The following is a 20,353-nucleotide window of genomic DNA, read 5'->3' on the forward strand; positions in this document are numbered from 1 at the left end:
TCGTCAGATCTGCTTCGGAGCCGTCCTCACAAACCCGTCGCTGGCCCGCAACAGGTTGCGCGTATAATCCTTCGTCACACGGCGCTCGACGAGATCGTTGGCCACCAGATTCTCCACCGCCTCGCCGCCCTGCATCACCATCAGCCGCTCGCACATATGGGTGATGATGGCGAGGTCGTGGCTGACCATCAGGAAGGTCAGCTTGCGCCGCCGGCGGACTTCCTCCAGCAGGTTGAGGACTTCCGCCTGCACCGAGGCGTCGAGCGCCGAGGTCGGCTCGTCGAGCAGCAGGATCGAGGGCTCGAGGATAAGCGCGCGCGCGATCGCCACGCGCTGGCGCTGACCGCCGGAAAGCTGGTGCGCGTAACGGAAACGAAAGCCGTTGCCGAGGCCGACCTCGTCGAGCGCGCGTTCGATCCGTTTTTGACCATCGGCAAAACCATGGATGGCGAGCGGCTCCTGCAGCAGGCGGTCGACGGTCTGGCGCGGGTGCAGCGAGCCGTAAGGATCCTGAAAGACCATCTGCACTTCGCGGTAAAAGGCCTTGTCGCGGCGCGCGCCGAGCGTCTTGCCATTGACTGTGATGCTGCCCGAGGCGACCGGCGCGAGGCCGGCTATGGCCCGCAGCAATGTCGATTTGCCCGAGCCGGATTCGCCGACCAGGCCGAAGGATTCGCCCTGCTGCACGTCGAGGCTGACGCCCTTCAGCGCGCGGAAGCGGTCGAAGATCACCTCCAGCCTGTCGACGGCAATCGCAGAAGTCATGCCGCCCACTCCGGCTTGCGGTCGAGCACCGGCAGCGGGTGACGGTCGGCGCCGATTTTTGGCATGCAGTTGAGCAACCCCCGCGTGTAGGGATGCTGGGCCTGACTCAATTCCGACGCCTTGAGCTGCTCGACGACCTTGCCGGCATACATGACGATGACGCGGTCGCAGAAGGACGAGACCAGGCGCAGATCGTGCGAAATGAAGATCAGCCCCATGCCGCGCTCCGCGACCAGCCTGTCGAGGATGCCGAGCACGTCGAGCTGCACCGTGACGTCGAGCGCCGAGGTCGGCTCGTCGGCGATCATCATTTCCGGTCCGGCGATCAGCATCATGGCGATCATGGCGCGCTGGCCCATGCCGCCCGACACTTCGTGCGGATGCAGGTCGAAGACGCGTTTGGGATCGCGGATCTGCACCGCCTCGAGCATGGCCAGCGCGCGCTCGCGCGCCTCGGCCTTGCCGACCTTTTCGTGGGTGCGCAGCGTCTCGACGATCTGGCGGCCGATGCTCATCACCGGATCGAGCGAATATTTCGGGTCCTGCAGGATCATGGCGATGCGGTTGCCCCGCAGCGCCCGGCGTTGGCGCGGCGAAATGCCGAGCAGGTCGATGCCGTCGAAAGTCAATTTATTGGCCGATATGCGGGCCTGCGGCGGTGTCAGGCCCATGATGGCGCGGCCTGTCTGCGACTTGCCCGAGCCGGACTCGCCGACGATGCCGAGGCGTTCGCGGCCAAGCGAAAAGGAAACGCCGCGCACCGCCTCGATCATGCCGGTGCGGGTCGGAAAGGTGACGCGCAGATCCTCGACGTCGAGAAGCGTGCTCTTGGATCGCTGCTGATCAGGGGGGCCACTCATTGGTCACCGCTGCGGGGATCGAGTGCGTCGCGCAGGCCGTCGCCAAGCAGGTTGAAGCCGAGGCTGACGATGAGGATGGCGAAGCCCGGCGCACCAGCCACCCACCATTGGTCGAGGATGAAGCGGCGACCCGAAGCGATCATGGTGCCCCATTCCGGCAGCGGAGGCTGCGCGCCAAGGCCGAGGAAGCCGAGGCCCGCGGCCGTCAGGATGATGCCCGCCATGTCGAGCGTCACGCGGACGATCAGCGAGGAGATGCACAATGGCATGATGTGGCGAAGCACGATACGGAAAGGCGAGGCGCCCATCAATTGCACGGCCTTGATATAGTCCGAGTTGCGCACGGTGAGCGTCTCGGCGCGGGCGATGCGCGCATAGGGCGGCCAGGAGGTGATGGCGATCGCCAGCACGGCGTTCTCGATGCCGGGGCCAAGGGCGGCGACGAAGGCCAGCGCCAGCACCAGCTTGGGGAAGGCAAGGAAGATGTCGGTGATGCGCATCAGTATGGCATCGGTCCAGCCGCCGGCATAGCCGGCGACGGTGCCGACCAGGAGACCGATGGGAGCGGCGATGATGGCGACCAGGACGACGACATAAAGCGTCCAGCGGGAGCCGTAGAGGATGCGCGAATAGATGTCGCGGCCGAGGTCGTCGGTGCCGAACCAGTGCTGCGCACTTGGCGCCAGCAGCCGCGCGTTCTTCAGGTCACCGAAGGTCGGCGAATACGGCGCAAGCACACCGGCAAGGACGGCGACGAGCAGCAGCGCGATGATGATCAGCAGGCCGACAAAGGCCGGCCGGTTGGCGGAAAAGCGCCGCCACGCGACATAGGCGCGGCCGAGCCTTGCCTGCAAGCGCGATGCCGGCCGCTCCGACAGCAACCATTCGCGACGGGAGAAGGTGCGGGCGTCGGAGGCGGTCATGACGATGCCTCTTTAAGCTGTCGACCCCCACTCCGGTCTGCTTCGCAGACCACCTCTCCCCCGTTCGACGGGGGAGAGGAAAGGCGCCAAGCGTGCGACCGCGTTTTCCTTTCCCCCGGGCAGGGGGAGAGGTGGCCCGAAGGGCCGGAGTGGGGGTGATTAGCGGCAGCCAAGCCCGAAAGTGCAGTACCTCTACTCATCCTGTCTTCGTCCTCGGGTCGAGCACACGGTAGAGCAGGTCGGACAGAAGATTGATGGCGATGAACACCGAGCCGATGACGATGGTACCGCCGAGAACGGCGTTCATGTCGGCGTTCTGCAGCGAGTTGGTGATGTAGAGGCCGATGCCCGGCCAGGAGAAGACGGTCTCGGTCAGCACCGAGCCCTCGAGCAGCCCGGCATAGGACAACGCGATCACGGTCACCATCGGCACGGCGGCATTGCGCAGCGCGTGGCCCCAGATGATGCGGGTTTCCGACAGGCCCTTGGCGCGCGCGGCGACGACATATTCCTGGGCGAGTTCGTTGAGCATGAACGAGCGCGTCATGCGGCTGATATAGGCCAGCGAGAAATAGCCGAGCAGCGAGGCCGGCAGGATGATGTGACGGAAGGCGTCGTAAAAGACGTCCCACTGTCCCTGCATCGCGGAGTCGAGCAGGTAGAAACCGGTGATCGGCGTGAACGTGTATTCGTAGACGACGTCGAGCCGTGCAGGGAAGGCCACCCATTGCAGCTTCGCGTAGAACAGCACCAGGGCCAGCAGACCCAGCCAGAAGATAGGTACGGAATAGCCGATCAGGCCGATGATGCGCACGACCTGGTCGACGAAGCTGCCGCGTTTGACCGCGGCCAGCACCCCGAGCGGCACACCGAACAACGCGCCGATCAGTGTCCCCAATGTCGCCAGTTCCGTGGTTGCCGGAAGGGCGCGGCGGATATCGGTCATGACAGGGTTGGTGGTCAGCACCGAGGTGCCGAAATCGCCGCTCAGCGCATGTTTCACATAGATGTAGAACTGCTCGATCAGCGGCAGGTCGAGACCCATCTCGCGGCGCGTGCGCTCCACGACATTGGCGGGTGCCCGGTCGCCGAGAACGGCCAGCACCGGGTCGATCGGGATGACACGGCCAATGAAGAAGGTGACCGCGAGAAGACCAAGATAGGTCGTCACCGCAATGACCAGGAATCGGCCAAGCGAAGATGCAAGGGCTACGGCGCGGGCGCTGCCGCGCCCGCCCTCGTTTTCAATCGCGCTCATGCGGGCGTGTCCGCGAACGCTATTCCTTGGAGACCGGCCCGACGAAGTTGGTGTCGAAGCTCGGACCAAGCGCGAAGCCCTTGAGGTTCTTGCGCAGACCGGCGACTTCCAACTGCTGGTGGATGACGACGAAGGGGCTGGTGTCGAGGATCTTCTTTTCGAGATCCTTGTACATGTCGGCGCGCTTGCCAGAATCCTTCTCGAGCAGGGCTGCTTCCGTCTGCTTGGTCAGGTCCGGAATGTCCCAGGCATTGCGCCATGCCAGCGTCTTCGACTTGCCAGCATCCGAATTGTCCGGGTTCGAGGCAAAGGTCTGGGCATTGGAGTTCGGATCGAAATAGTCCTGGCCCCACTGGCCGATATAGATGTCGTGGTTGCGGGCACGGTATTTGGTCAGCGTCTGCTTGCCGTCGCCGGGGATGATCTCCAGCTTGATGCCGGCCTGGCCGAGCGTCTGCTGGATGGATTCCGCCATGCCGGTGGTCGGCTGGCCGGTGCGCACGTCCATGGTTACGCTGAAGCCGTCGGGCAGGCCGGCCTTGGCCAGCAGCTCCTTGGCCTTGGCGACATCGAGCTTGAACGGGTTCTCGTCCAGTTCGCCCAGAACGCCCTTGGGCAGGAAGGTCTGGTGGATCTCGCCGATGCCCTTGAGGATGGTCGTGCTCAAGGCATCATAGTCGACCAGGTATTTGAAGGCCTGGCGGACCTCGGGCTTGGAGAGGTTCGGGTTCTTCTGGTTGAGGCTGATGTAGTAGACGGTGCCTTTCGGCGCGCTGGTGGTGGTGAGGTCGGCATTCTTGGCGATGGCGTCGAGGTCGTTCGGCTCGAGGTTGCGGGCAACGTCGATGTCGCCGGCTTCGAGCGCCAGGCGCTGCGCCGAGCTTTCCTTCATGTTGCGGTAGATGACGCGGGCGAGCTTGGCCTTTTCGCCGTAATAATTGTCGTTACGCTCCATGACGACCGCCTCGTTGGCACGCCATTCACGCAGCTTGTAGACGCCCGAGCCGGCGTAGCCCGTCTTCAGCCAGGCGTTGCCGAAGTCGTTGTCCCATTTGTAGTCGGCGCTCGGCGTCACCGCAGCGACATGTTCCTTGACCAGCTTGGCGTCGACGATGGAAGCGACGGTGGCCGACAGGCAGTTCAGCACGAAACTTGGCGCATAGGCCTTGTCGACGGTGAACTGGAAGGTTGTGTCGTCGACCGCCTTGGCCTTCTCGGTGACGTTGTCGCCGCTGATGCCGAACTGGTCGATGATGAAGGCTGGGCTCTTGTCCAGCTTGACGGCGCGCTCGAACGACCAGGCGACATCGGCGGCGGTGATCGGGTTGCCGGAGGCGAATTTCAGGCCCGGCTTGAGCTTGAACGTATAGGTCAGGCCATCGTCGGAGACGGTCCAGCTTTCGGCGAGATCGGGCTTGACCTTGGAAGTGTCGCTGAGGTCGAGGCGGACAAGAAGATCATAGGTGTTGCCGGTGACTTCGGCGGTCGACAGCTCGAACGCCTCGCCCGGATCCATCGAGATGATGTCGTCGATGGCAAAACCTTCGACAAGCGTATCGGCGGGGGTGACCGCGCCAGCCGGCGCTCCGGCCAGAAGCAGCGCCGACATGGCGGCGCCCGCAAGCAGGATACGGGATCGTAGAGCAAGCTTTTCCATCATCATGATGATTGTTCCCTGTTTTGTTGTTGGTTGACCTGAGTTCCCGGCTCAGGGTTACGGTGTTCTTTCAAGGCTCGACGAGAGCCTCTGCCCCACTAACGTCGTGGTTTTTGTCCAGTTGGTCAACAGCATATCCGGCGGCCCAGCGGTGGGCAACGAGCATTTATGCGATGGTTCATTGGACCAGAATGGCGGGCGGGCGTGTCGACGCATACATCAGCCAATCGAGGCACCGATCGAGAAAAAATCTGCTAAATTAGAAGCTATTTCAGCGCCGCGACGAGGCCGGCATCGGGAAAACAGGTGGCGGCCTGGCCATTCTTTTCCTGCCATCTGCCGATCGAGCGGCGGGTCTTGAAGCCAGGCAGGCCGTCGGCGCTGCCGACATCGTAGCCCTTGGCTTCCAGGGCCCGCTGCAGGGCGGCAATGTCGGAGCGGTGGAGATCGCCGACGGGACCCCAGCCACCGGTAAAATTCTGATCGCCATGGGCGATGCGGTCGGCGCCATGGCCGATGAACAGCGCATAGAGGTCGCTGGTGTTGTATTGCTTCAGCACGTAGAAATTGGGGGTCGCGATGAAGGCCGGACCGCTGCGCCCGGCCGGCATCAGCAGGAAACCTTCCGCCTTCAGCTCGCTTGCCGGGAACGCCTTGCCGCCGACGCGCTCGACGCCCATGGCAGCCCATTGTGCAATCTTTTTGCCTTGGTCCGGGCCCTCCAGCGAACAGGAGACGCTCTGGGGCACCATCACCTCGAAACCCCAGCCGCGTCCCCTCACCCAGCCGTAGTGGACAAGATAATTGGCGATCGAGGCCAGCACATCGGGCGTCGAATTCCAGATGTCGACGCGGCCGTCGCCGTCGAAATCGACGGCATGCTTGAGCAACGAGGTCGGCATGAATTGCGGCTGGCCGAGCGCGCCGGCCCAGGACGATTTCATCGCGCCGACCGGCGCCAGCCCACGCTCGACGATTTCCAGCGCCGCCAGCAGTTCTGTGCGGAAGAAATCCTTTTTCGTCGACATGAACGCCTTGGTGCCCAGCACCTCGAAGGCGTCGTAGGGCATCTTCGCCGCGCCGAAGCCGGTTTCGCGGCCCCAGATCGCCAGAAGGATTTCGCCCGGCACGCCATAGCGCTTCTCGATCGAGGCAAGCGTGCGGGCGTTGGCGGCTTCGCGGGCGCGTCCACCTGATGTCACCGCACGAACCGTCTTCTCGGCAAAATAGGCGCCGGGCGATCCGAACTCGGCCTGATGCTGCTTCTGCGGGGTTTTGGGTTTCTCGCCGGGCATGACAAGGTCCGGCAGCTTGAGATTGGGCTTCACGCCGTCGAAGGCGGCGTCGAAGGTGTTTTTGGAAATGCCTTTGGTTTTGGCTTCCGGCCAGAGGTCGTTTTGCAGCCAGGCGCGGAACTGGTCGTCAATGGGGGCGGCGTGGGTGGGGACGGTGAGGACCATCCCCACTAGAGCAGCCAGAAAAAATGCAAGGCTGAATTTGCGAAAGTCGCGTTCCGTCGCACCCCCCTCTGTCCTGCCGGACATCTCCCCCGCAAGGGGGGAGATCGGCTGTCGGCTCGGCTTTCGCCAATCACCAACGTTGAAAGGAGTTCGCCGACGCCGAAGCTGCCAATTTCCCCCCTTGCGGGGGAGATGTCCGGCAGGACAGAGGGGGGTGCCTGGCACAGACAGGTGAATGACGGCCATAGAATGCACCTTCCCCACCAATAACGTTAAAACGCCGTCCTGGACCGCAGTGCCGCGGCCAGCGTGCCTTCGTCGAGATAGTCGAGTTCACCGCCGACTGGCACGCCGTGCGCCAGCCGCGTTATCTTGACCTCGAAACCGGAGAGCTGATCGGTGAGGTAGTGCGCGGTGGTCTGGCCCTCGACCGTCGCGTTGACGGCGAGGATGATTTCCTTGATTTCGCCGCCGGCGACGCGATCGATCAGCGAGCGGATGTTGAGCTGGTCCGGGCCGATGCCGTCGAGCGGCGACAGCGTGCCGCCGAGCACGTGGTAGCGCACATTCATCGCCGCCGCCCGCTCCAGCGCCCAGAGATCAGAGACGTCCTCGACGATGATCAGGGTGGCGGCATCGCGGCGTGGGTCCGTGCAGATCATGCAGGGGTCCGAGGTGTCGACATTGCCGCAGGTCGAGCAGATGCGCACCTTGTCGGCGGCCTCGCCCATGGCGGCGGCCAGCGGCGAAAGCAGCTGTTCCTTCTTCTTGATCAGGTGCAGCGCGGCGCGCCTGGCCGAACGGGGGCCAAGCCCCGGCACCTTGGCCAGGAGCTGGATCAGGCGTTCGATCTCGGGACCGGCGATTCGCTTGGACATCGCTCTGATCTAGGATTTTTCAGAGCGCTTTGAAACATCCCCCGTCGACGCACGGTTCGCCATGCTGCCATGCGAGAATCAGTTTGTTTCGAGCGGGCGGCCCTGGCTGACAATCATCGCGCCTATGGCATCGGTGTTTTCAGGCGTCGACTGGAATCCCATCGAGGCTTCCTGTGGAGCGTCCTGGATCGATGAGATGACCCGTTTGTTCGAGGTTCCGCTGTTCAGGATTCCGCCAAAACGGGCGGCATCCGGCTCTTCCATCGGCTCCTGCATGGCAACTTCCACCGGCTTCGCCGAGACCCGCGCGGATTTTGCCGTCGGCGCCGCGGCCGCGGTCAGATAGGTCTGCTGTGCGGGGGCGGTACGGACGGGCTCCGGCTTGGCCGCCGGTTCCGCCGCGGCGGTCATGTAGACTTGCTGGGCTGGAGCGTTGCGAACTGATGCCTTGGCCGGGCGCACCGTCTCGATGGATGCGACCCGTGTCGCGGGTACCCCCGGCAACGCCGCCGGCTGCTCGGCCGAGGCAATCATCGGCTCATCCGGCAGCGGCTGCCAGTTGCGGCCGCGCTTCTCGTAGAAGGCATTGCCGCCGGCTACCATGGTGTAGTGCATGTTCTTGTAGGGGAAGCGCAGGCCGGCGGTGTGGAAATACATCGTGTTCTTGAGCTTGGTCTTGCGCTCGCCCTTGAGCACGGCGTCGGCGGCCTCTTCGACATCGGGCATTGCGCGCGAATTCATCGATCTGGTCATGACGCCCGGCGCGAACTGCCCGGGCTCACCGACCACTTGGCAGATGGTGTTGCCATGGTTGCCCGAGCGCAGCCGGTTCATCACCACCGTGCCGACCGCGATCATGCCGTCGCGGCTCGACCGGTTGGATTCGAAGAACATCGCCCGTTCCAGGCATTCCCTGTCCTTCGGCGTGTGACTGTAGGCGCGCGAACTCAGAAAGCTCGGCGTGATGGCGTCGGTCAGGCTGGCGACGGACATGCCGTGCGAGGTTGTCTGGCTGCAAGCGGCCAAGAAAAGGGGAGACGTAACGACGCCGAGCAACAGCGGCGTCTTCCATCGCATCGCGATCAACAGGTAACCCTCTCACTTCAACGCCCGCCCCCAGGCTGCGGCAAGAATGAGACACTTTCGGGCAAAATGATGGCCAAAACGTTATTAACGGCATACTGTTGCCGAATTGACACAAAATCGAGGCTTTCCAGATAGATCGAGCCATCGTTTCACACTGATGATGACCGTTCTCTCTTCGTTTTGCCGCAATTCCCTTGGGGAAACGCCAAGTGCTTTTCCCGGCAAGACCGCGCCATGCGTTCCAAAAGCCTATTGCCCGGCGGCGATTGCTGCCGGCCGGCCGGGCTCGATCTCTTCGATCTTCTCTGAAAACAGGCCGCGCCTGAGAAACAGCGCCCGCGCCTCCCTGGCCGTCGGCGCGATCTTGCCCGGCCAGTCGCTGTCGATGAACTCGGCCTTGGTGAAATCAGGATTTGTTTCGGAGGCCGCCTCCAGGAATTCGGCGATTTCCAGCACGATCGCGCGTTCGTCCCTTGAAAGCGCCGACGTGCCGGCCTCGATCGACGGCCGATGCACGAACTCCTCGAACAGGTTGAAGTAGCCCTTGATGCCGACGAGATCGACCCCGGCGTCGCAATCGGCGAGGATTTCCAGAATCTCGTAGATCCTGTTGCGGATACGCTGCTCGATCAGTCTTTCGGACGGCTCGTCGATCATGGGCGCCGGTCTCTGCTTTCATGCATATCGTTGCCTGCCCACCCTCAGGGCCGAGCCCGTGGGCATGCTTTTGGGCTACATGCATCAGAAAGGCAGTTTCATTCCCGGGGGAATGGGCAGGCCGGCGGTCAGCGCCTTGGTCTTTTCCTGCATGATCTGCTCGACCTTGGCCTTGGCGTCATTGTGCGCGGCAAGAATCAAATCCTCGAGGATTTCGACGTCGTCCTCCTTGAACAAAGACGGGTCGATCTTCAGCGACTTGATATCGAATTTTCCGCTCAGCGTGACGCTGACCAGGCCGCCGCCGGCTTGGCCGAGGGCTTCGACCGTGGCAATCTCATCCTGCATGGCCTGGAACTTGGCCTGCATTTCCTTCGCCTTGCCCATCAGGCCGAGAAGATCTTTCATGGTCCGATCCTTTGCGGATTAGTGCTGAATATCAGGGTTCGTCGTCATCGGCCGGCGGCTCGACCGGCATTTCGGCCTCGCTCGCGTCGGCGTCGGGCGTGTCGGGAATGCGCACATCGATGATCTTGGCGCCGGGAAAGCGGGCCAGGATGGAGGCCACGGTCGGGTCGTTCCTGGCATCGAGGAAAGCGTTTTCACGCTTTGTCGATTCCATCTCGGCCAGCGTCTGGCCGCCCTCCTCCTTCGACAGCGACACCAGCCAGTTGCGGCCGGTCCAGGCGCGTAGCTTCGTCGTCAGGTCGTTGAGCAGCATCTTGGGCGCATCGTCGGTCAGGCTTACGTCGATGCGGCCCGGTTCGATGCGCACGAGGCGGATGCAGCTCTTGATCAGCACCTTGAAGGCAATGTCGCGTTTCGCGTCGGCAAGGGCAACGATGTCGGCCAGCGATTTCAGCGGTACGGCTTGCGTCTCCGGCGCCGGCTGCGGGGGCGCGACGAATGCAGTCGGAGTAGGCGTGGCCTCGACCAGCCGCATGGTCTGCGCGCCGCCCGAGCCGCCAGGCATGCGCGCCTGCGCCACGGCGCCGGCGCCATTGCCGCCATTGCCGGGATTCACGGGGCCGGGGCTCATCGGCGCGCCGTTCGGGCGCGGCGCGGCGCCAGTTGCCGAGGCGCCGCTCTCCAGCGATCTCAGCGCCTCGTCCAATGTCGGGAGGTCGGCGGCATGCGCCAGCCGGATCAACACCATTTCGGCGGCACTGACCGGCCTGTTGGAGGACTGCACCTCGGGAATGCCCTTGAGCAGCATCTGCCAGGTCCGCGACAGCACCCTGACCGACAACGCCCGGGCGAAATCGGCACCGCGCTGACGCTCGTCCTGCGACAGCGAGGCATCGTCCATCGCGGTCGGCACGAAGCGCAGTCTGGTGACGAGATGGTTGAACTCGGCAAGATCGGTGAGCACGGCGGCCGGATCGGCGCCGGTATCGTATTGCGCGCGAAACTCCCCAAGCGCTGCCGCCACATCGCCCTTCATCACATGTTCGAACAGATCGACGATACGGGCGCGGTCGGCCAGCCCCAGCATGGCGCGCACGGCCTCGGCGCTGACCGAGCCGGCGCCATGGGCGATCGCCTGGTCGAGAATGGAGAGCGAATCGCGGGCGGAACCTTCCGCCGCGCGCGCGATCATCGCCAGCGCGTCGTCGTCGACCGAAATGCCTTCCTTGCCGGCGATCGAGGAGAGATGCGAGACGAGCGCGCCGGCGTCGATGCGCCTCAGGTCGAATCGCTGGCAGCGCGACAGGACGGTGATCGGAACCTTGCGGATCTCGGTGGTGGCGAAGATGAACTTGACGTGCGGCGGCGGCTCTTCCAGCGTCTTCAGCAGGCCATTGAAGGCCTGTGTCGACAGCATGTGCACTTCGTCGATGATGTAGACCTTGTAGCGGGCCGAGACCGGCGCATAGCGCACGCGCTCGATGATGTCCCTGATGTCGTCGATGCCGGTGTGCGAGGCGGCGTCCATCTCGATGACGTCGACATGGCGGCCTTCCATGATCGCCTGGCAGTGCTCGCCAAGCACGGCGAGGTCGACCGAGGGCTGATCCGTGGTGGCGGTTTTATAGTTCAGGGCACGCGCCAAAATGCGCGCGGTGGTGGTCTTGCCGACGCCGCGCACGCCGGTCAGCATCCAGGCCTGGGCAATGCGGCCGGTGGCAAAGGCGTTGGTGAGGGTGCGCACCATCGGCTCCTGGCCGACGAGTTCGGAAAAATTCGACGGACGGTATTTGCGCGCCAGCACGCGGTAGGCAGCGGCCTTGCCCGTCGCCAGACTATCGGGGCCCGAATTTCCGGCTTCGCTCATTCGCCCGTTAAGCTCCAAAAGGCCGCGCCCACAGGCGCCGATTCCTGCGCATAGTCTCGCCCGCGCTGCAATGCGTCGTCAATGTCGCGAGGAGGGCCGATGAGGTGGGAGGCTGGAACAATGACCCGTTCCGGGCTCGTTAGGGCTGCTTCCTTCCGGACCTGACCCGGTTGGCGAGTGGATCGTCCACCACCAACCTCCCGCTGTCCATATCGGCAATTGCGCGACGAAATGCAAGTGCGCAGGCAAATCGGCACCGCGAACCACCAGATTCGCTTGCAGCACCGGTGCAGCCGCTTTAGCGTTCATGGTTTGAGGAAACCAAGAAAAGCAAGGGAAACGCCGATGCTGCCGGGCCTGAAGGCCGGATTCACGCTGGATGCCCGGCTGGAGGCCGACAGCGAGCAATTGATGTGGCTGGGGCTGTGCGAATTGCGGGTGATGAACGACCGCCGTTGGCCATGGCTGCTCCTGGTGCCGCAGCGGCCGGGCGCGGAGGAGATCCACGACATGACGCCGCTCGACCAGGCGATGCTGACCTTCGAGACCAATATGGTGGCGCAGGCGCTGAAGAAGGTGAGCGGCTGCACCAAGATCAACACCGGTGCGCTCGGCAACATCGTGCGCCAACTGCATGTCCACATCATTGCACGGTCCGAGGGCGATCCCGGCTGGCCCGGCCCAGTCTGGGGGCATGGCCTGCGCGAGCCCTATCAGCGTTCCGACCTGCGCCGGTTTGCCGAAACGATAAGGGCAGCGCTATAAGCCTTGCCGTGTCCATCCCAAAGCACCAGAGTCCACATGACCTTCCGCCTGTTTGACGCGCCCGTGCGCGAGCCGAGCCAGTTCGTCGGCTTTGCCGGCAACACGATCGACCGGCAATCCGAGAACCGCGCCGACGATTCGGTCGACAAGGCGCTGGCCGATCCGACGACGCGGCTGCTGTTGATGAATGGCGGCAGGCTCCTGCTGAAGCCCGGCGAGGGCGGCCGCCTCGACCCATGGTTCGGCATCGCCGAAAGCGAGCCCTTCAGCCCTTCTGTCGACCAGGGCGTGCTGCTCGGCTTTTCCGAACAGGGGCCGGTGCTGGCGGTGCTGGCAGGCGTCGATGCCGAACAGCTGCCCGAAACCGTCAAGGCGATCGATTACCGCTCGGTCTATATGCAAGGGCTGATCGACGAAGCCGCCGCCGGCGCGATGGCGCAGGGCGCCGCCCTGCTTGCCTGGCACGCCAGCCACCGCTTCTGCAGCAAATGCGGCACGCAATCGCAGATGCGGGCCGGCGGCTACAAGCGGCATTGCCCCAATTGTGGCACTGAGCATTTTCCGCGCACCGACCCGGTAGCGATCATGCTGACGACGACGCGGGAGAAATGCCTGCTCGGGCGCGGCCGGCATTTCGCGCCGGGCATGTATTCGGCGCTTGCCGGCTTCATCGAGCCGGGCGAGACGATCGAGGCGGCGGTGCGCCGCGAAACGCTGGAAGAGGCGGGCATCCGGCTCGGCCGCGTCGTCTACCACGCCAGCCAGCCCTGGCCGTTCCCCTATTCGCTGATGATCGGATGCTTCGGCGAGCCGCTCAACGAGGACATCCAGGCCGATCTCGACGAACTGGAGGACTGCCGCTGGTTTTTGCGCGACGAGGTGCGCCTGATGCTGGACCGAACGCACCCCGACAATCTGGTCACGCCGCCGAAAGGCGCCATTGCGCACCACCTCATCCGCGCCTGGGTCGACAGCGAATAACGAATATCGAAGTCATTGCAGGAGAGACAAATGATCCGTCACACCGTCGTCTTCACGCTGAAGCACCCACCGCATTCGCTGGAGGAAAAGCGGTTCCTCGTCGACGCCAGGAAAATCCTGTCGGCGATCCGGGGCGTCACGCATTTCGAGCAATTGCGGCAGGTCAGCCCCAAGAACGACTATCAGTTCGGCTTCTCGATGGAGTTCGCCGACCAGGCCGCCTACACCAGGTACAACGAACATCCCGACCATGTCGCCTTCGTGCGCGACCGCTGGGTGCCGGAAGTCGAGACCTTCATGGAGATCGACTACGTGCCGTTGGGCTGGTAGCTCAATCCGCCACCTTCCACTGCTCGCGTGACTCGCTCGCTGGATAGACACCGAGGATCCGCACTTCGCGCGAGAAGAACCGCAGCTCGTCGAGCGCCAGCTTGACCAGCGGATCGTCGGGGTGGCCCTCGATGTCGGCGTAGAACAGCGTCGCCGTGAAGGCGCCGAGCTGGTAGCTTTCCAGCTTTGTCATGTTGATGCCGTTGGTGGCGAAGCCGCCCATGGCCTTGTAGAGCGCGGCCGGCACGTTGCGGACGCGAAAGATGAAGGTCGTCATCATCTTGACGTCGGGTGACGGGCGCTCGGCCCATTGCTTGCTTTTGGTCAGGACGACGAAGCGGGTGACGTTGCTGTCGGTGTCCTCGACATTCTCCTCGATGATGTCGAGCCCGTAGAGCGTCGCTGCCAGCGCCGGCGACAACGCGGCCATGGTGCGGTCCTTGACCTCGGAGACCATCTTGGCGGCGCCCGCCGTGTCGCCGGCGACCACTCCCTTCCACCCGTTCTTGCGGATGTATTTGCGGCATTGGCCGAGGGCGTGGATGTGGGTGTGCACGGTCTTGATCTCGTCGCGCCTGACGCCCGGCAGCACCATCAGCTGGAAATGGATCGGCAGGAAATATTCGCCGACGATGTGCAGCTTCGATTCCGGCAGAAGGTGGTGGATGTCGGCGACGCGCCCGGCGATGGTGTTCTCGATCGGGATCATGGCAAGATCGGCCTTGCCGGTCTCCACGGCATTGAACGCGTCCTCGAAGGTCGGGCACGGCAATGGCTCCATAGAGGGATAGACGTTGCGGCTGGCGGTGTCGGAATTGGCGCCGGGCTCGCCCTGGAAGGATATTCTATTGGTCTTTTCAGGCATGCTGATATCTCAGTTGGAAAGGATTTGCCTGGCACGGTCCAGGTCTTCAGGGGTGTCGACACCAAGCGGCAGCGACTGCACGATCTCGGCGTCGATGCGCATGCCGGCTTCCAGGGCCCGCAGCTGCTCCAGCCGCTCGCGGCGCTCAAGCGGCGACGGCTTCAGCGCGACGAAACGCTCGAGTGCCGCGCGTCGATAGGCGTATAGGCCGACATGGTGATAGAGCGGCCCCTCGCCCCAGGGTGCGGTGGCGCGGGTGAAGTAAAGCGCCCGCAACCGCGTGCCGGTGAGCGGCGACCCGACGATCTTGACGACGTTAGGATTGGTCTTTTCCCCCTCGCGGATGATCTCGACGCCGAGCGTGGCGATATCCACCGAAGGGTCGTCGAACGGCTTGAGCGAGGCTGCGATGATGCCGGGATCGATGGTCGGCAGGTCGCCCTGCACATTGACGATCGTTTCGACCTTGCCCAAGGGATCAAGAGCGATCAACGCCTCGTGGATGCGATCCGAACCCGACTCATGATCCATGCGCGTCATCACGGCCTCGAAACCATGCGCCCGCACCGCTTCGGCCACGCTTTGCGTGTCGGTCGCCACCACCACCCGGCCAAGCCCGGCCTCGGCCGCGCGGCGCGCCACATGAACGATCATCGGCGCGCCCGATATGTCGGCCAGCGGCTTGCCCGGCAGGCGTGTCGAGGCCATGCGGGCCGGGATCAGGATCAAGGTGGACATCGGTCTGGCAAGGCGTTCGAAAAGAGGAGGGGAAAAGTGGCAAAAGGTCTCACTGGAAGCGCCCTTATAGGTGTTGCAACGCCCGAGCAAAAGACCTAGTTTCCGCCCGATTTGACCGGCTCTGGAGGGCTGGTCTCGATACCGACGGACGGAGTGGACGGATCAGTCCGCCGGAAAAGGGAGCAAGGGGCGTATGGATTCCAACGAAGTCAACAAGCTGCTCGCCGGATTGCTCGGAACCGTTTTCGTCGTTTTCTCCGTCGGCCTGGTGTCTGACGCGCTGTTTGCCTCGCCCGCTCCGGAAAAACCAGGCTTCGCCATCGAGGCCGCCGAGCCGGCAGAGGGCGGCCCTGCCGGGCCGGCAGCAGCCGAAAAGCCGATCGCAGATCTTCTGGCCAGCGCAAGTGTCGAACAGGGCGCCGCCATCTTCAAGAAATGCCAGGCCTGCCACTCCGGCGAGAAGGGCGGCCCTAACAAGGTCGGCCCGGATTTGTGGGATCTCATCGACCGCCCCGTCGCCGCGCATGAGGGCTTCGCCTATTCGGCCGGCATGAAGGAGTTTTCCAAGGGCGGCGCCGAGAAGTGGACCTACGACAACATCAACCACTTCATCACCTCGCCGAAGAAATTTGTGAAAGGCACGGCGATGGGCTTCGCCGGCCTGCCCAAGGAAGAGGACCGCGCCAACGTCATCGCCTATCTGCGCACGCTGTCGGACAATCCCAAGCCGCTGCCCGCGCCGGGCGCTGCCGCCGACGCGACGGCGCCGGCCAAGCCGGCTGAAGGTGCCGCACCGGCCAAGCCGGCCGAAGGGGCTGCTCCCGCCAAGCCGGCGGCACCTGCGGCTCCCGCCGCACCAGCTCCGGCCGCCCCGGCACCGGCGCCTGCTCAATAACCCAAATATCGTCTCGACGACCTTGAAAAAGCCGGGTTCAGCCCGGCTTTTTCGTTAGGAAAATCGCATATGCGGCGACAAAGCCGCGCATGGCGGTTTTCACGCGCGACAAATCATCTAGATTGCCTTTCTGGATGATGGCACGCATCGCGAAGAGGACTGTGGATGACGCTTGGCCGGGTGCTTCTCAAATCATTGCTGGTCGTGGCCCTGGTGGCGGCGGGGTTGCAGGCGACCCGGGCTGACGAGTGGCGCACCACCTCATCGCTGATCGGCGACTCCAAATATGGCGACAATTTCCAGCACTATGATTACGTCAATCAGGATGCCCCCAAGGGCGGCACTCTCAATTCGGTACTGCTTGGCACCTACGACAGCTTCAATCCCTATGTCGTCCAGGGATCGCCGGCGGCGGGTCTTGTCGGCTTCGGCGGCGGCCTGCTCTACGACACGCTGATGGAGCAGGCGACCGATGAGGGTAGCGTCAGCCATCCTCTGATCGCCGACGCCTACAAATACCCGGCCGACTATTCCTCGGCGACTTACCGGCTCGACCCCCGCGCCAAATGGCATGACGATCAGCCGATCACCGTCGACGACGTGATCTGGTCGTTCCAGGTGCTGAAGGCGAACAGCCCGCAATACAGCCGATATTTCGAGAACGTCACCGATGCGGTGGCGATCTCCGACCGCGAGGTCGAGTTCCATTTCAACCAGAAGGGCAACCGCGAACTGCCGAAGATCCTTGGGGATCTCGCCGTGCTGCCGAAGCATTGGTGGGAAGGCACGGACGCCAATGGCAAGAAGCGCGACGTCACCAGGCCGACGCTGGAAATTCCGCTCGGTTCGGCTGCCTACAAGATCGCCAGCTTCAAGCCGGGCTCGGAGATCGTCTGGCAGCGCGTGCCCGACTACTGGGCGGCCAAGCTGCCGGTGAAGATCGGCCGCGAGAATTTCAACACGCGCCGATACACCTACATTCTCGACGACAATGCCGCCTGGCTTGCCTTCACCAAGGGTGGGCTGGAAGACATCAACCGCGAATACAGCTCCCGCAAATGGGCTACAGCCTATAATTTCCCGGCCATTCAGGCCGGCGACGTCATCAAGAAGGACTTCCAGACCCGGTCGCCGCAGCCGATGCAGGGCTTTGTGCTAAATCAGAGGCGGCCGCTGTTCCAGGACCGACTGGTCCGCGAGGCATTGACCATACCCTTCGATTTCGAGAGCATGAATCGCACCTTGTTCTTCGGCTTCAACACACGCACATCGAGCTATTTCCAAGGTACCGAACTGGCGTCCAGCGGATTGCCGCAGGGCAAGGAACTGGAAATCCTGGAAAAGTATCGCGACAAGCTGCCGCCAGAACTCTTCTCTCAGGAGTTCAAGCTGCCCGTCTACGACTCGCCGCAAGCGGAACGAAAGTATCTGAAGCAGGCCGTCGATCTCTTCGCCAAGGCCGGATGGATCATCAAGGGCGGCAAGATGCTCAACGCCAAGACAGGCGCACCGTTCAAGTTCGAGATCCTCGGCTGGAACGACACGGACCAGGTGATCGCCAGCCCCTACATCGCCAACCTGCGCAAGATCGGCGTCGACGTTACCCTGCGTATCATCGACCAGACGCAGTATGTCAACCGCGTCAACAATTTCGATTTCGATGTCGTGACGGGTCTGTTCGGCCAGTCGGAGTCGCCCGGCAACGAGCAGCGCGATTTCTGGAGTACCAAGGCCGCCGATGCGCCTGGTTCGCGCAACCTGATGGGTATCAAGGATCCAGTCGTCGACGCGCTTGTCGATCGCATCATCTTCGCCACCGATCGCGATGATCTCGTCGCCGCCACCCACGCACTCGACCGCATCCTGCTGTGGAACTTCTACGTCGTGCCGCAATATTACCGTTCAGCGGTATGGCTGGCCTATTGGAACAAGTTCAAGTTCCCCGACAAACAGCCTGCCTATGTCGGCGCCGACATCGATTCATGGTGGATCGACCCGGACAAGGAAAAAACGCTGGCGGCCAAATACAAGGGCGGCAATTGATGGGGCGGCAATTGATGGCGGCCCTGCCCCGCCGCGATTTCCTGGCTTTGGGTGGCGCTGCCGCTGCAGCAGCGCTGATGCCGGGCAAAGCCTTTGCAAACGTTGCGACCGGCACCAAGCTGCACGGCCTTTCCGCCTTCGGCGACCTCAAATACAAGCCTGATTTCCCGCATTTCGACTATGTCAAAGTCGATGCGCCCAAGGGCGGCATCTTCAATTTCTCGCCGCCGAATTGGGGTTACAACCAGGATACGCAGACTTTCAACACGCTGAACTCCTTCGCCAACAAGGGCGATGCGCCGCCACGCATGGAGATGTGTTTCGACGCGCTGATGGTGCGGGCGCTCGATGAACCCGACGCGGTATATGGCCAGATCGCGGATGGCGTGACGCTCTCCGACGACCGCAATGGCTTCACCTTCTCGCTTCGACCCGAGGCGCGTTTCCATGACGGCACGCCGCTGACGGCGCAGGATGCTGCCTTCACCTTCAAGCTCTACAAGGAGAAGGGCCATCCCGACCTATCGCTGTCGCTGACGCACATGATCGATGCCGTTGCCGTCGATGACCGCACACTGCGGCTTACTTTTTCCGGCAAGCAATCCGCCCGGACCGTGCTCAACGTGGTGGAATTCCCGATCGTGTCCAAGGCCTTCTACACGGCAAATCCCTTCGATTCCTCGCAATTGAACCCGCCGCTCGGGTCCGGCGCCTACAAGGTCGGGCGTTTCTCGGCCGGCGCATGGATCGAGTACGATCGGGTGGCGGACTATTGGGGTCGCGACCTCGCGTTCAATCGCGGCCAGAACAATTTCGATCGTATCCGCATCGAGTTCTACCAGAACCGCAACGCCGGATTCGAAGCCTTCAAGAAGGGTGAGATCGCTTATCGCGAGGAATTCGTGTCTCGCGTTTGGGCCACCGCCTATGACTTCCCTGCAATGACCGCGGGCAAAGTGGCCAAGCATGAATTCCCGGCCGAAAAGCGACCCTCGATGCAGGCCACCGCGGTCAATCAGCGGCGAGAGCAGTTTCGCGACCCTAGGGTGAGGCGGGCGCTCGCGCTATGTTTCGATTTCGAGTGGACGCGCCGCAACTTCTTCTACGGCTCGTACGAGCGTTCGCAATCCTGCTTCGAGAAATCGGACTTTCGCGCCGAAGGGACACCGTCGCCGCAAGAACTGGCTCTGCTGGAGCCGCTGCGAAGCCAGTTGCCGGCAGAGGTCTTCGGCGAGGCAGTGACCCAGCCCGCATCCGACGGCTCCGGTCGCGACCGCAAGCTGCTTGGCCAAGCGGCAAAACTTCTGTCCGCCGCCGGGTGGAAGCGATCAAGCGACTTTGTCGTTAACGACAAGGGAGGCCGGCTTTCAGCCGAGTTCATGGTCGATGACGACACCTTCGTCCAGGTCTATTCGCCCTGGGTCGCCAACATGAAGGCGATCGGCATCGACGCCACGATACGGTTGGTGGATTCGGCGCAATACCAGTCCAGGCAGGCGAGTTTCGACTTCGACCTCTTGTCTGCTGCCTTTTCGTTCAGCGCGACGCCGACTCGGGATGATCTCGAAGTCTTCTTCCATTCGAGCACCGCCGGCGTCTCCGGCTCCCGCAACTTGCCGGGTATCTCCGATCCCGCTGTCGACACGCTGATCAATGCCGTGGGCGCGGCAAAGGACCGTGAAAACCTGACCGTGGCGATGCGGGCGCTCGACCGGGTCTTGCGTGCGCGATGCGATTGGATTCCTAGTTGGTTCCTGGCGAATCATCGCGTTGCCTATTGGGACATGTTCGGCTTTCCCGAGCAAAAGCCCGATTACGGCTTTCCGGTCGAGACGCTGTGGTGGTTCGATAAAGGCAAGGCGGCAAAAATTGGCAAAGGCTGAATTCCTTGGGGGTGTTGGCGCTGCCCCTCACCTG

At 63.1% G+C, this 20,353-nt stretch carries 19 protein-coding genes and 1 other RNA gene; 6 read left to right on the forward strand and 14 right to left on the reverse strand.

Annotation, left to right across the window (positions count from 1 at the left end; all coding sequences use genetic code 11):
• Positions 1 to 3 precede the first annotated feature (3 nt).
• From FJ543_RS27505 to ffs, 12 genes are all read right to left on the reverse strand, one after another.
• Positions 4 to 765 carry an ABC transporter ATP-binding protein gene (locus tag FJ543_RS27505; protein WP_140878310.1) on the reverse strand — a complete coding sequence of 254 codons (762 nt, stop codon included), beginning with the start codon at positions 763 to 765 and terminating at the stop codon, positions 4 to 6.
• On the reverse strand, positions 762 to 1,625 hold the full coding sequence (locus FJ543_RS27510; protein WP_140660629.1) for an ABC transporter ATP-binding protein: 864 nt from the start codon (positions 1,623 to 1,625) through the stop codon (positions 762 to 764). The genes FJ543_RS27505 and FJ543_RS27510 overlap by 4 nt, the downstream gene beginning before the upstream one ends.
• A complete protein-coding gene (gene nikC, locus FJ543_RS27515) occupies positions 1,622 to 2,548 on the reverse strand; it encodes a nickel transporter permease (RefSeq protein WP_140878312.1) in 927 nt (308 codons plus the stop codon). The genes FJ543_RS27510 and nikC overlap by 4 nt, the downstream gene beginning before the upstream one ends.
• A 196-nt stretch (positions 2,549 to 2,744) precedes the next feature.
• The gene (locus FJ543_RS27520) at positions 2,745 to 3,806 is read right to left on the reverse strand and encodes an ABC transporter permease (protein ID WP_140821414.1); all 1,062 of its coding nucleotides are present in this window, start codon (positions 3,804 to 3,806) and stop codon (positions 2,745 to 2,747) included.
• A gap of 19 nt (positions 3,807 to 3,825) precedes the next feature.
• The gene (locus FJ543_RS27525) at positions 3,826 to 5,469 is read right to left on the reverse strand and encodes an ABC transporter substrate-binding protein (protein WP_015314040.1); all 1,644 of its coding nucleotides are present in this window, start codon (positions 5,467 to 5,469) and stop codon (positions 3,826 to 3,828) included.
• Between the two features lie 260 nt (positions 5,470 to 5,729).
• The gene (locus tag FJ543_RS27530) at positions 5,730 to 7,007 is read right to left on the reverse strand and encodes a lytic murein transglycosylase (protein WP_140878314.1); all 1,278 of its coding nucleotides are present in this window, start codon (positions 7,005 to 7,007) and stop codon (positions 5,730 to 5,732) included.
• Positions 7,008 to 7,195: 188 nt separating this feature from the next.
• Complete coding sequence (gene recR / locus FJ543_RS27540) at positions 7,196 to 7,801, reverse strand: recombination mediator RecR (protein WP_015314042.1); 606 nt, start codon at positions 7,799 to 7,801, stop codon at positions 7,196 to 7,198.
• 78 nt (positions 7,802 to 7,879) lie between these two features.
• A complete protein-coding gene (locus FJ543_RS27545) occupies positions 7,880 to 8,887 on the reverse strand; it encodes a cell wall hydrolase (RefSeq protein ID WP_140878316.1) in 1,008 nt (335 codons plus the stop codon).
• A 249-nt stretch (positions 8,888 to 9,136) separates the two neighbouring features.
• Complete coding sequence (locus FJ543_RS27550; protein WP_140878318.1) at positions 9,137 to 9,544, reverse strand: hypothetical protein; 408 nt, start codon at positions 9,542 to 9,544, stop codon at positions 9,137 to 9,139.
• An 84-nt stretch (positions 9,545 to 9,628) separates the two neighbouring features.
• Entirely contained in the window at positions 9,629 to 9,952 is a 324-nt protein-coding gene (locus FJ543_RS27555; protein ID WP_015314045.1) for a YbaB/EbfC family nucleoid-associated protein, read from the reverse strand.
• Between the two features lie 31 nt (positions 9,953 to 9,983).
• Positions 9,984 to 11,819 carry a DNA polymerase III subunit gamma/tau gene (locus FJ543_RS27560; RefSeq protein ID WP_140878320.1) on the reverse strand — a complete coding sequence of 612 codons (1,836 nt, stop codon included), beginning with the start codon at positions 11,817 to 11,819 and terminating at the stop codon, positions 9,984 to 9,986.
• A gap of 104 nt (positions 11,820 to 11,923) precedes the next feature.
• Positions 11,924 to 12,020, reverse strand: an RNA gene (gene ffs, locus FJ543_RS27565) — signal recognition particle sRNA small type.
• A 144-nt stretch (positions 12,021 to 12,164) separates the two neighbouring features.
• Here ffs and FJ543_RS27570 point away from each other — a divergent pair.
• Genes FJ543_RS27570 through FJ543_RS27580 form a run of 3 tightly spaced genes read left to right on the forward strand, consistent with a single transcriptional unit; the run spans position 12,165 to position 13,895 of the window.
• Entirely contained in the window at positions 12,165 to 12,584 is a 420-nt protein-coding gene (locus FJ543_RS27570; RefSeq protein WP_015314047.1) for an HIT family protein, read from the forward strand.
• Positions 12,585 to 12,620: 36 nt separating this feature from the next.
• The gene (gene nudC / locus FJ543_RS27575) at positions 12,621 to 13,565 is read left to right on the forward strand and encodes an NAD(+) diphosphatase (protein WP_140878322.1); all 945 of its coding nucleotides are present in this window, start codon (positions 12,621 to 12,623) and stop codon (positions 13,563 to 13,565) included.
• Positions 13,566 to 13,595: 30 nt separating this feature from the next.
• Entirely contained in the window at positions 13,596 to 13,895 is a 300-nt protein-coding gene (locus FJ543_RS27580; protein ID WP_140878324.1) for a Dabb family protein, read from the forward strand.
• Between the two features lies 1 nt (position 13,896).
• Here FJ543_RS27580 and FJ543_RS27585 read toward each other — a convergent pair whose 3' ends face one another.
• Both FJ543_RS27585 and FJ543_RS27590 read right to left on the reverse strand, forming a co-directional pair.
• A complete protein-coding gene (locus FJ543_RS27585; protein ID WP_015314050.1) occupies positions 13,897 to 14,760 on the reverse strand; it encodes a prephenate dehydratase in 864 nt (287 codons plus the stop codon).
• 9 nt (positions 14,761 to 14,769) lie between these two features.
• Positions 14,770 to 15,498, reverse strand: coding sequence for a 3-deoxy-manno-octulosonate cytidylyltransferase (locus FJ543_RS27590; RefSeq protein ID WP_140878326.1), 729 nt, complete (start codon positions 15,496 to 15,498; stop codon positions 14,770 to 14,772).
• Between the two features lie 193 nt (positions 15,499 to 15,691).
• Between FJ543_RS27590 and FJ543_RS27595 the strand changes: the two genes are divergently transcribed.
• The 3 genes from FJ543_RS27595 to FJ543_RS27605 all read left to right on the forward strand — a co-directional run bounded on the left by FJ543_RS27595 (position 15,692) and on the right by FJ543_RS27605 (position 20,319).
• Positions 15,692 to 16,393: a cytochrome c family protein gene (locus FJ543_RS27595; RefSeq protein WP_140878328.1), complete on the forward strand. Its 702-nt coding sequence runs from the start codon at positions 15,692 to 15,694 to the stop codon at positions 16,391 to 16,393.
• 165 nt (positions 16,394 to 16,558) lie between these two features.
• Entirely contained in the window at positions 16,559 to 18,436 is a 1,878-nt protein-coding gene (locus FJ543_RS27600; protein WP_140878330.1) for an extracellular solute-binding protein, read from the forward strand.
• Between the two features lie 14 nt (positions 18,437 to 18,450).
• Positions 18,451 to 20,319, forward strand: a complete 1,869-nt coding sequence (locus FJ543_RS27605; protein ID WP_140878332.1) for an extracellular solute-binding protein — start codon at positions 18,451 to 18,453, stop codon at positions 20,317 to 20,319.
• Positions 20,320 to 20,353: the final 34 nt, after the last annotated feature.

Source organism: Mesorhizobium sp. B2-5-7, from assembly GCF_006440875.1.
GTDB lineage: Bacteria > Pseudomonadota > Alphaproteobacteria > Rhizobiales > Rhizobiaceae > Mesorhizobium > Mesorhizobium australicum.

What these genes read in the sequence shown, in the direction of transcription:
- FJ543_RS27570 (WP_015314047.1), top strand. Translation starts at nt 12,165, where the DNA reads ATGCTGCCGGGCCTGAAGGCCGGATTCACGCTGGATGCCCGGCTGGAG.
- FJ543_RS27505 (WP_140878310.1), bottom strand. Translation starts at nt 765, where the DNA reads ATGACTTCTGCGATTGCCGTCGACAGGCTGGAGGTGATCTTCGACCGC.
- nikC (WP_140878312.1), bottom strand. Translation starts at nt 2,548, where the DNA reads ATGACCGCCTCCGACGCCCGCACCTTCTCCCGTCGCGAATGGTTGCTG.
- FJ543_RS27585 (WP_015314050.1), bottom strand. Translation starts at nt 14,760, where the DNA reads ATGCCTGAAAAGACCAATAGAATATCCTTCCAGGGCGAGCCCGGCGCC.
- FJ543_RS27605 (WP_140878332.1), top strand. Translation starts at nt 18,451, where the DNA reads ATGGCGGCCCTGCCCCGCCGCGATTTCCTGGCTTTGGGTGGCGCTGCC.
- FJ543_RS27560 (WP_140878320.1), bottom strand. Translation starts at nt 11,819, where the DNA reads ATGAGCGAAGCCGGAAATTCGGGCCCCGATAGTCTGGCGACGGGCAAG.
- FJ543_RS27520 (WP_140821414.1), bottom strand. Translation starts at nt 3,806, where the DNA reads ATGAGCGCGATTGAAAACGAGGGCGGGCGCGGCAGCGCCCGCGCCGTA.
- FJ543_RS27555 (WP_015314045.1), bottom strand. Translation starts at nt 9,952, where the DNA reads ATGAAAGATCTTCTCGGCCTGATGGGCAAGGCGAAGGAAATGCAGGCC.
- FJ543_RS27590 (WP_140878326.1), bottom strand. Translation starts at nt 15,498, where the DNA reads ATGTCCACCTTGATCCTGATCCCGGCCCGCATGGCCTCGACACGCCTG.
- FJ543_RS27550 (WP_140878318.1), bottom strand. Translation starts at nt 9,544, where the DNA reads ATGATCGACGAGCCGTCCGAAAGACTGATCGAGCAGCGTATCCGCAAC.
- FJ543_RS27595 (WP_140878328.1), top strand. Translation starts at nt 15,692, where the DNA reads ATGGATTCCAACGAAGTCAACAAGCTGCTCGCCGGATTGCTCGGAACC.
- FJ543_RS27530 (WP_140878314.1), bottom strand. Translation starts at nt 7,007, where the DNA reads ATGTCCGGCAGGACAGAGGGGGGTGCGACGGAACGCGACTTTCGCAAA.
- recR (WP_015314042.1), bottom strand. Translation starts at nt 7,801, where the DNA reads ATGTCCAAGCGAATCGCCGGTCCCGAGATCGAACGCCTGATCCAGCTC.
- FJ543_RS27600 (WP_140878330.1), top strand. Translation starts at nt 16,559, where the DNA reads ATGACGCTTGGCCGGGTGCTTCTCAAATCATTGCTGGTCGTGGCCCTG.
- FJ543_RS27580 (WP_140878324.1), top strand. Translation starts at nt 13,596, where the DNA reads ATGATCCGTCACACCGTCGTCTTCACGCTGAAGCACCCACCGCATTCG.
- nudC (WP_140878322.1), top strand. Translation starts at nt 12,621, where the DNA reads ATGACCTTCCGCCTGTTTGACGCGCCCGTGCGCGAGCCGAGCCAGTTC.
- FJ543_RS27510 (WP_140660629.1), bottom strand. Translation starts at nt 1,625, where the DNA reads ATGAGTGGCCCCCCTGATCAGCAGCGATCCAAGAGCACGCTTCTCGAC.
- FJ543_RS27525 (WP_015314040.1), bottom strand. Translation starts at nt 5,469, where the DNA reads ATGATGATGGAAAAGCTTGCTCTACGATCCCGTATCCTGCTTGCGGGC.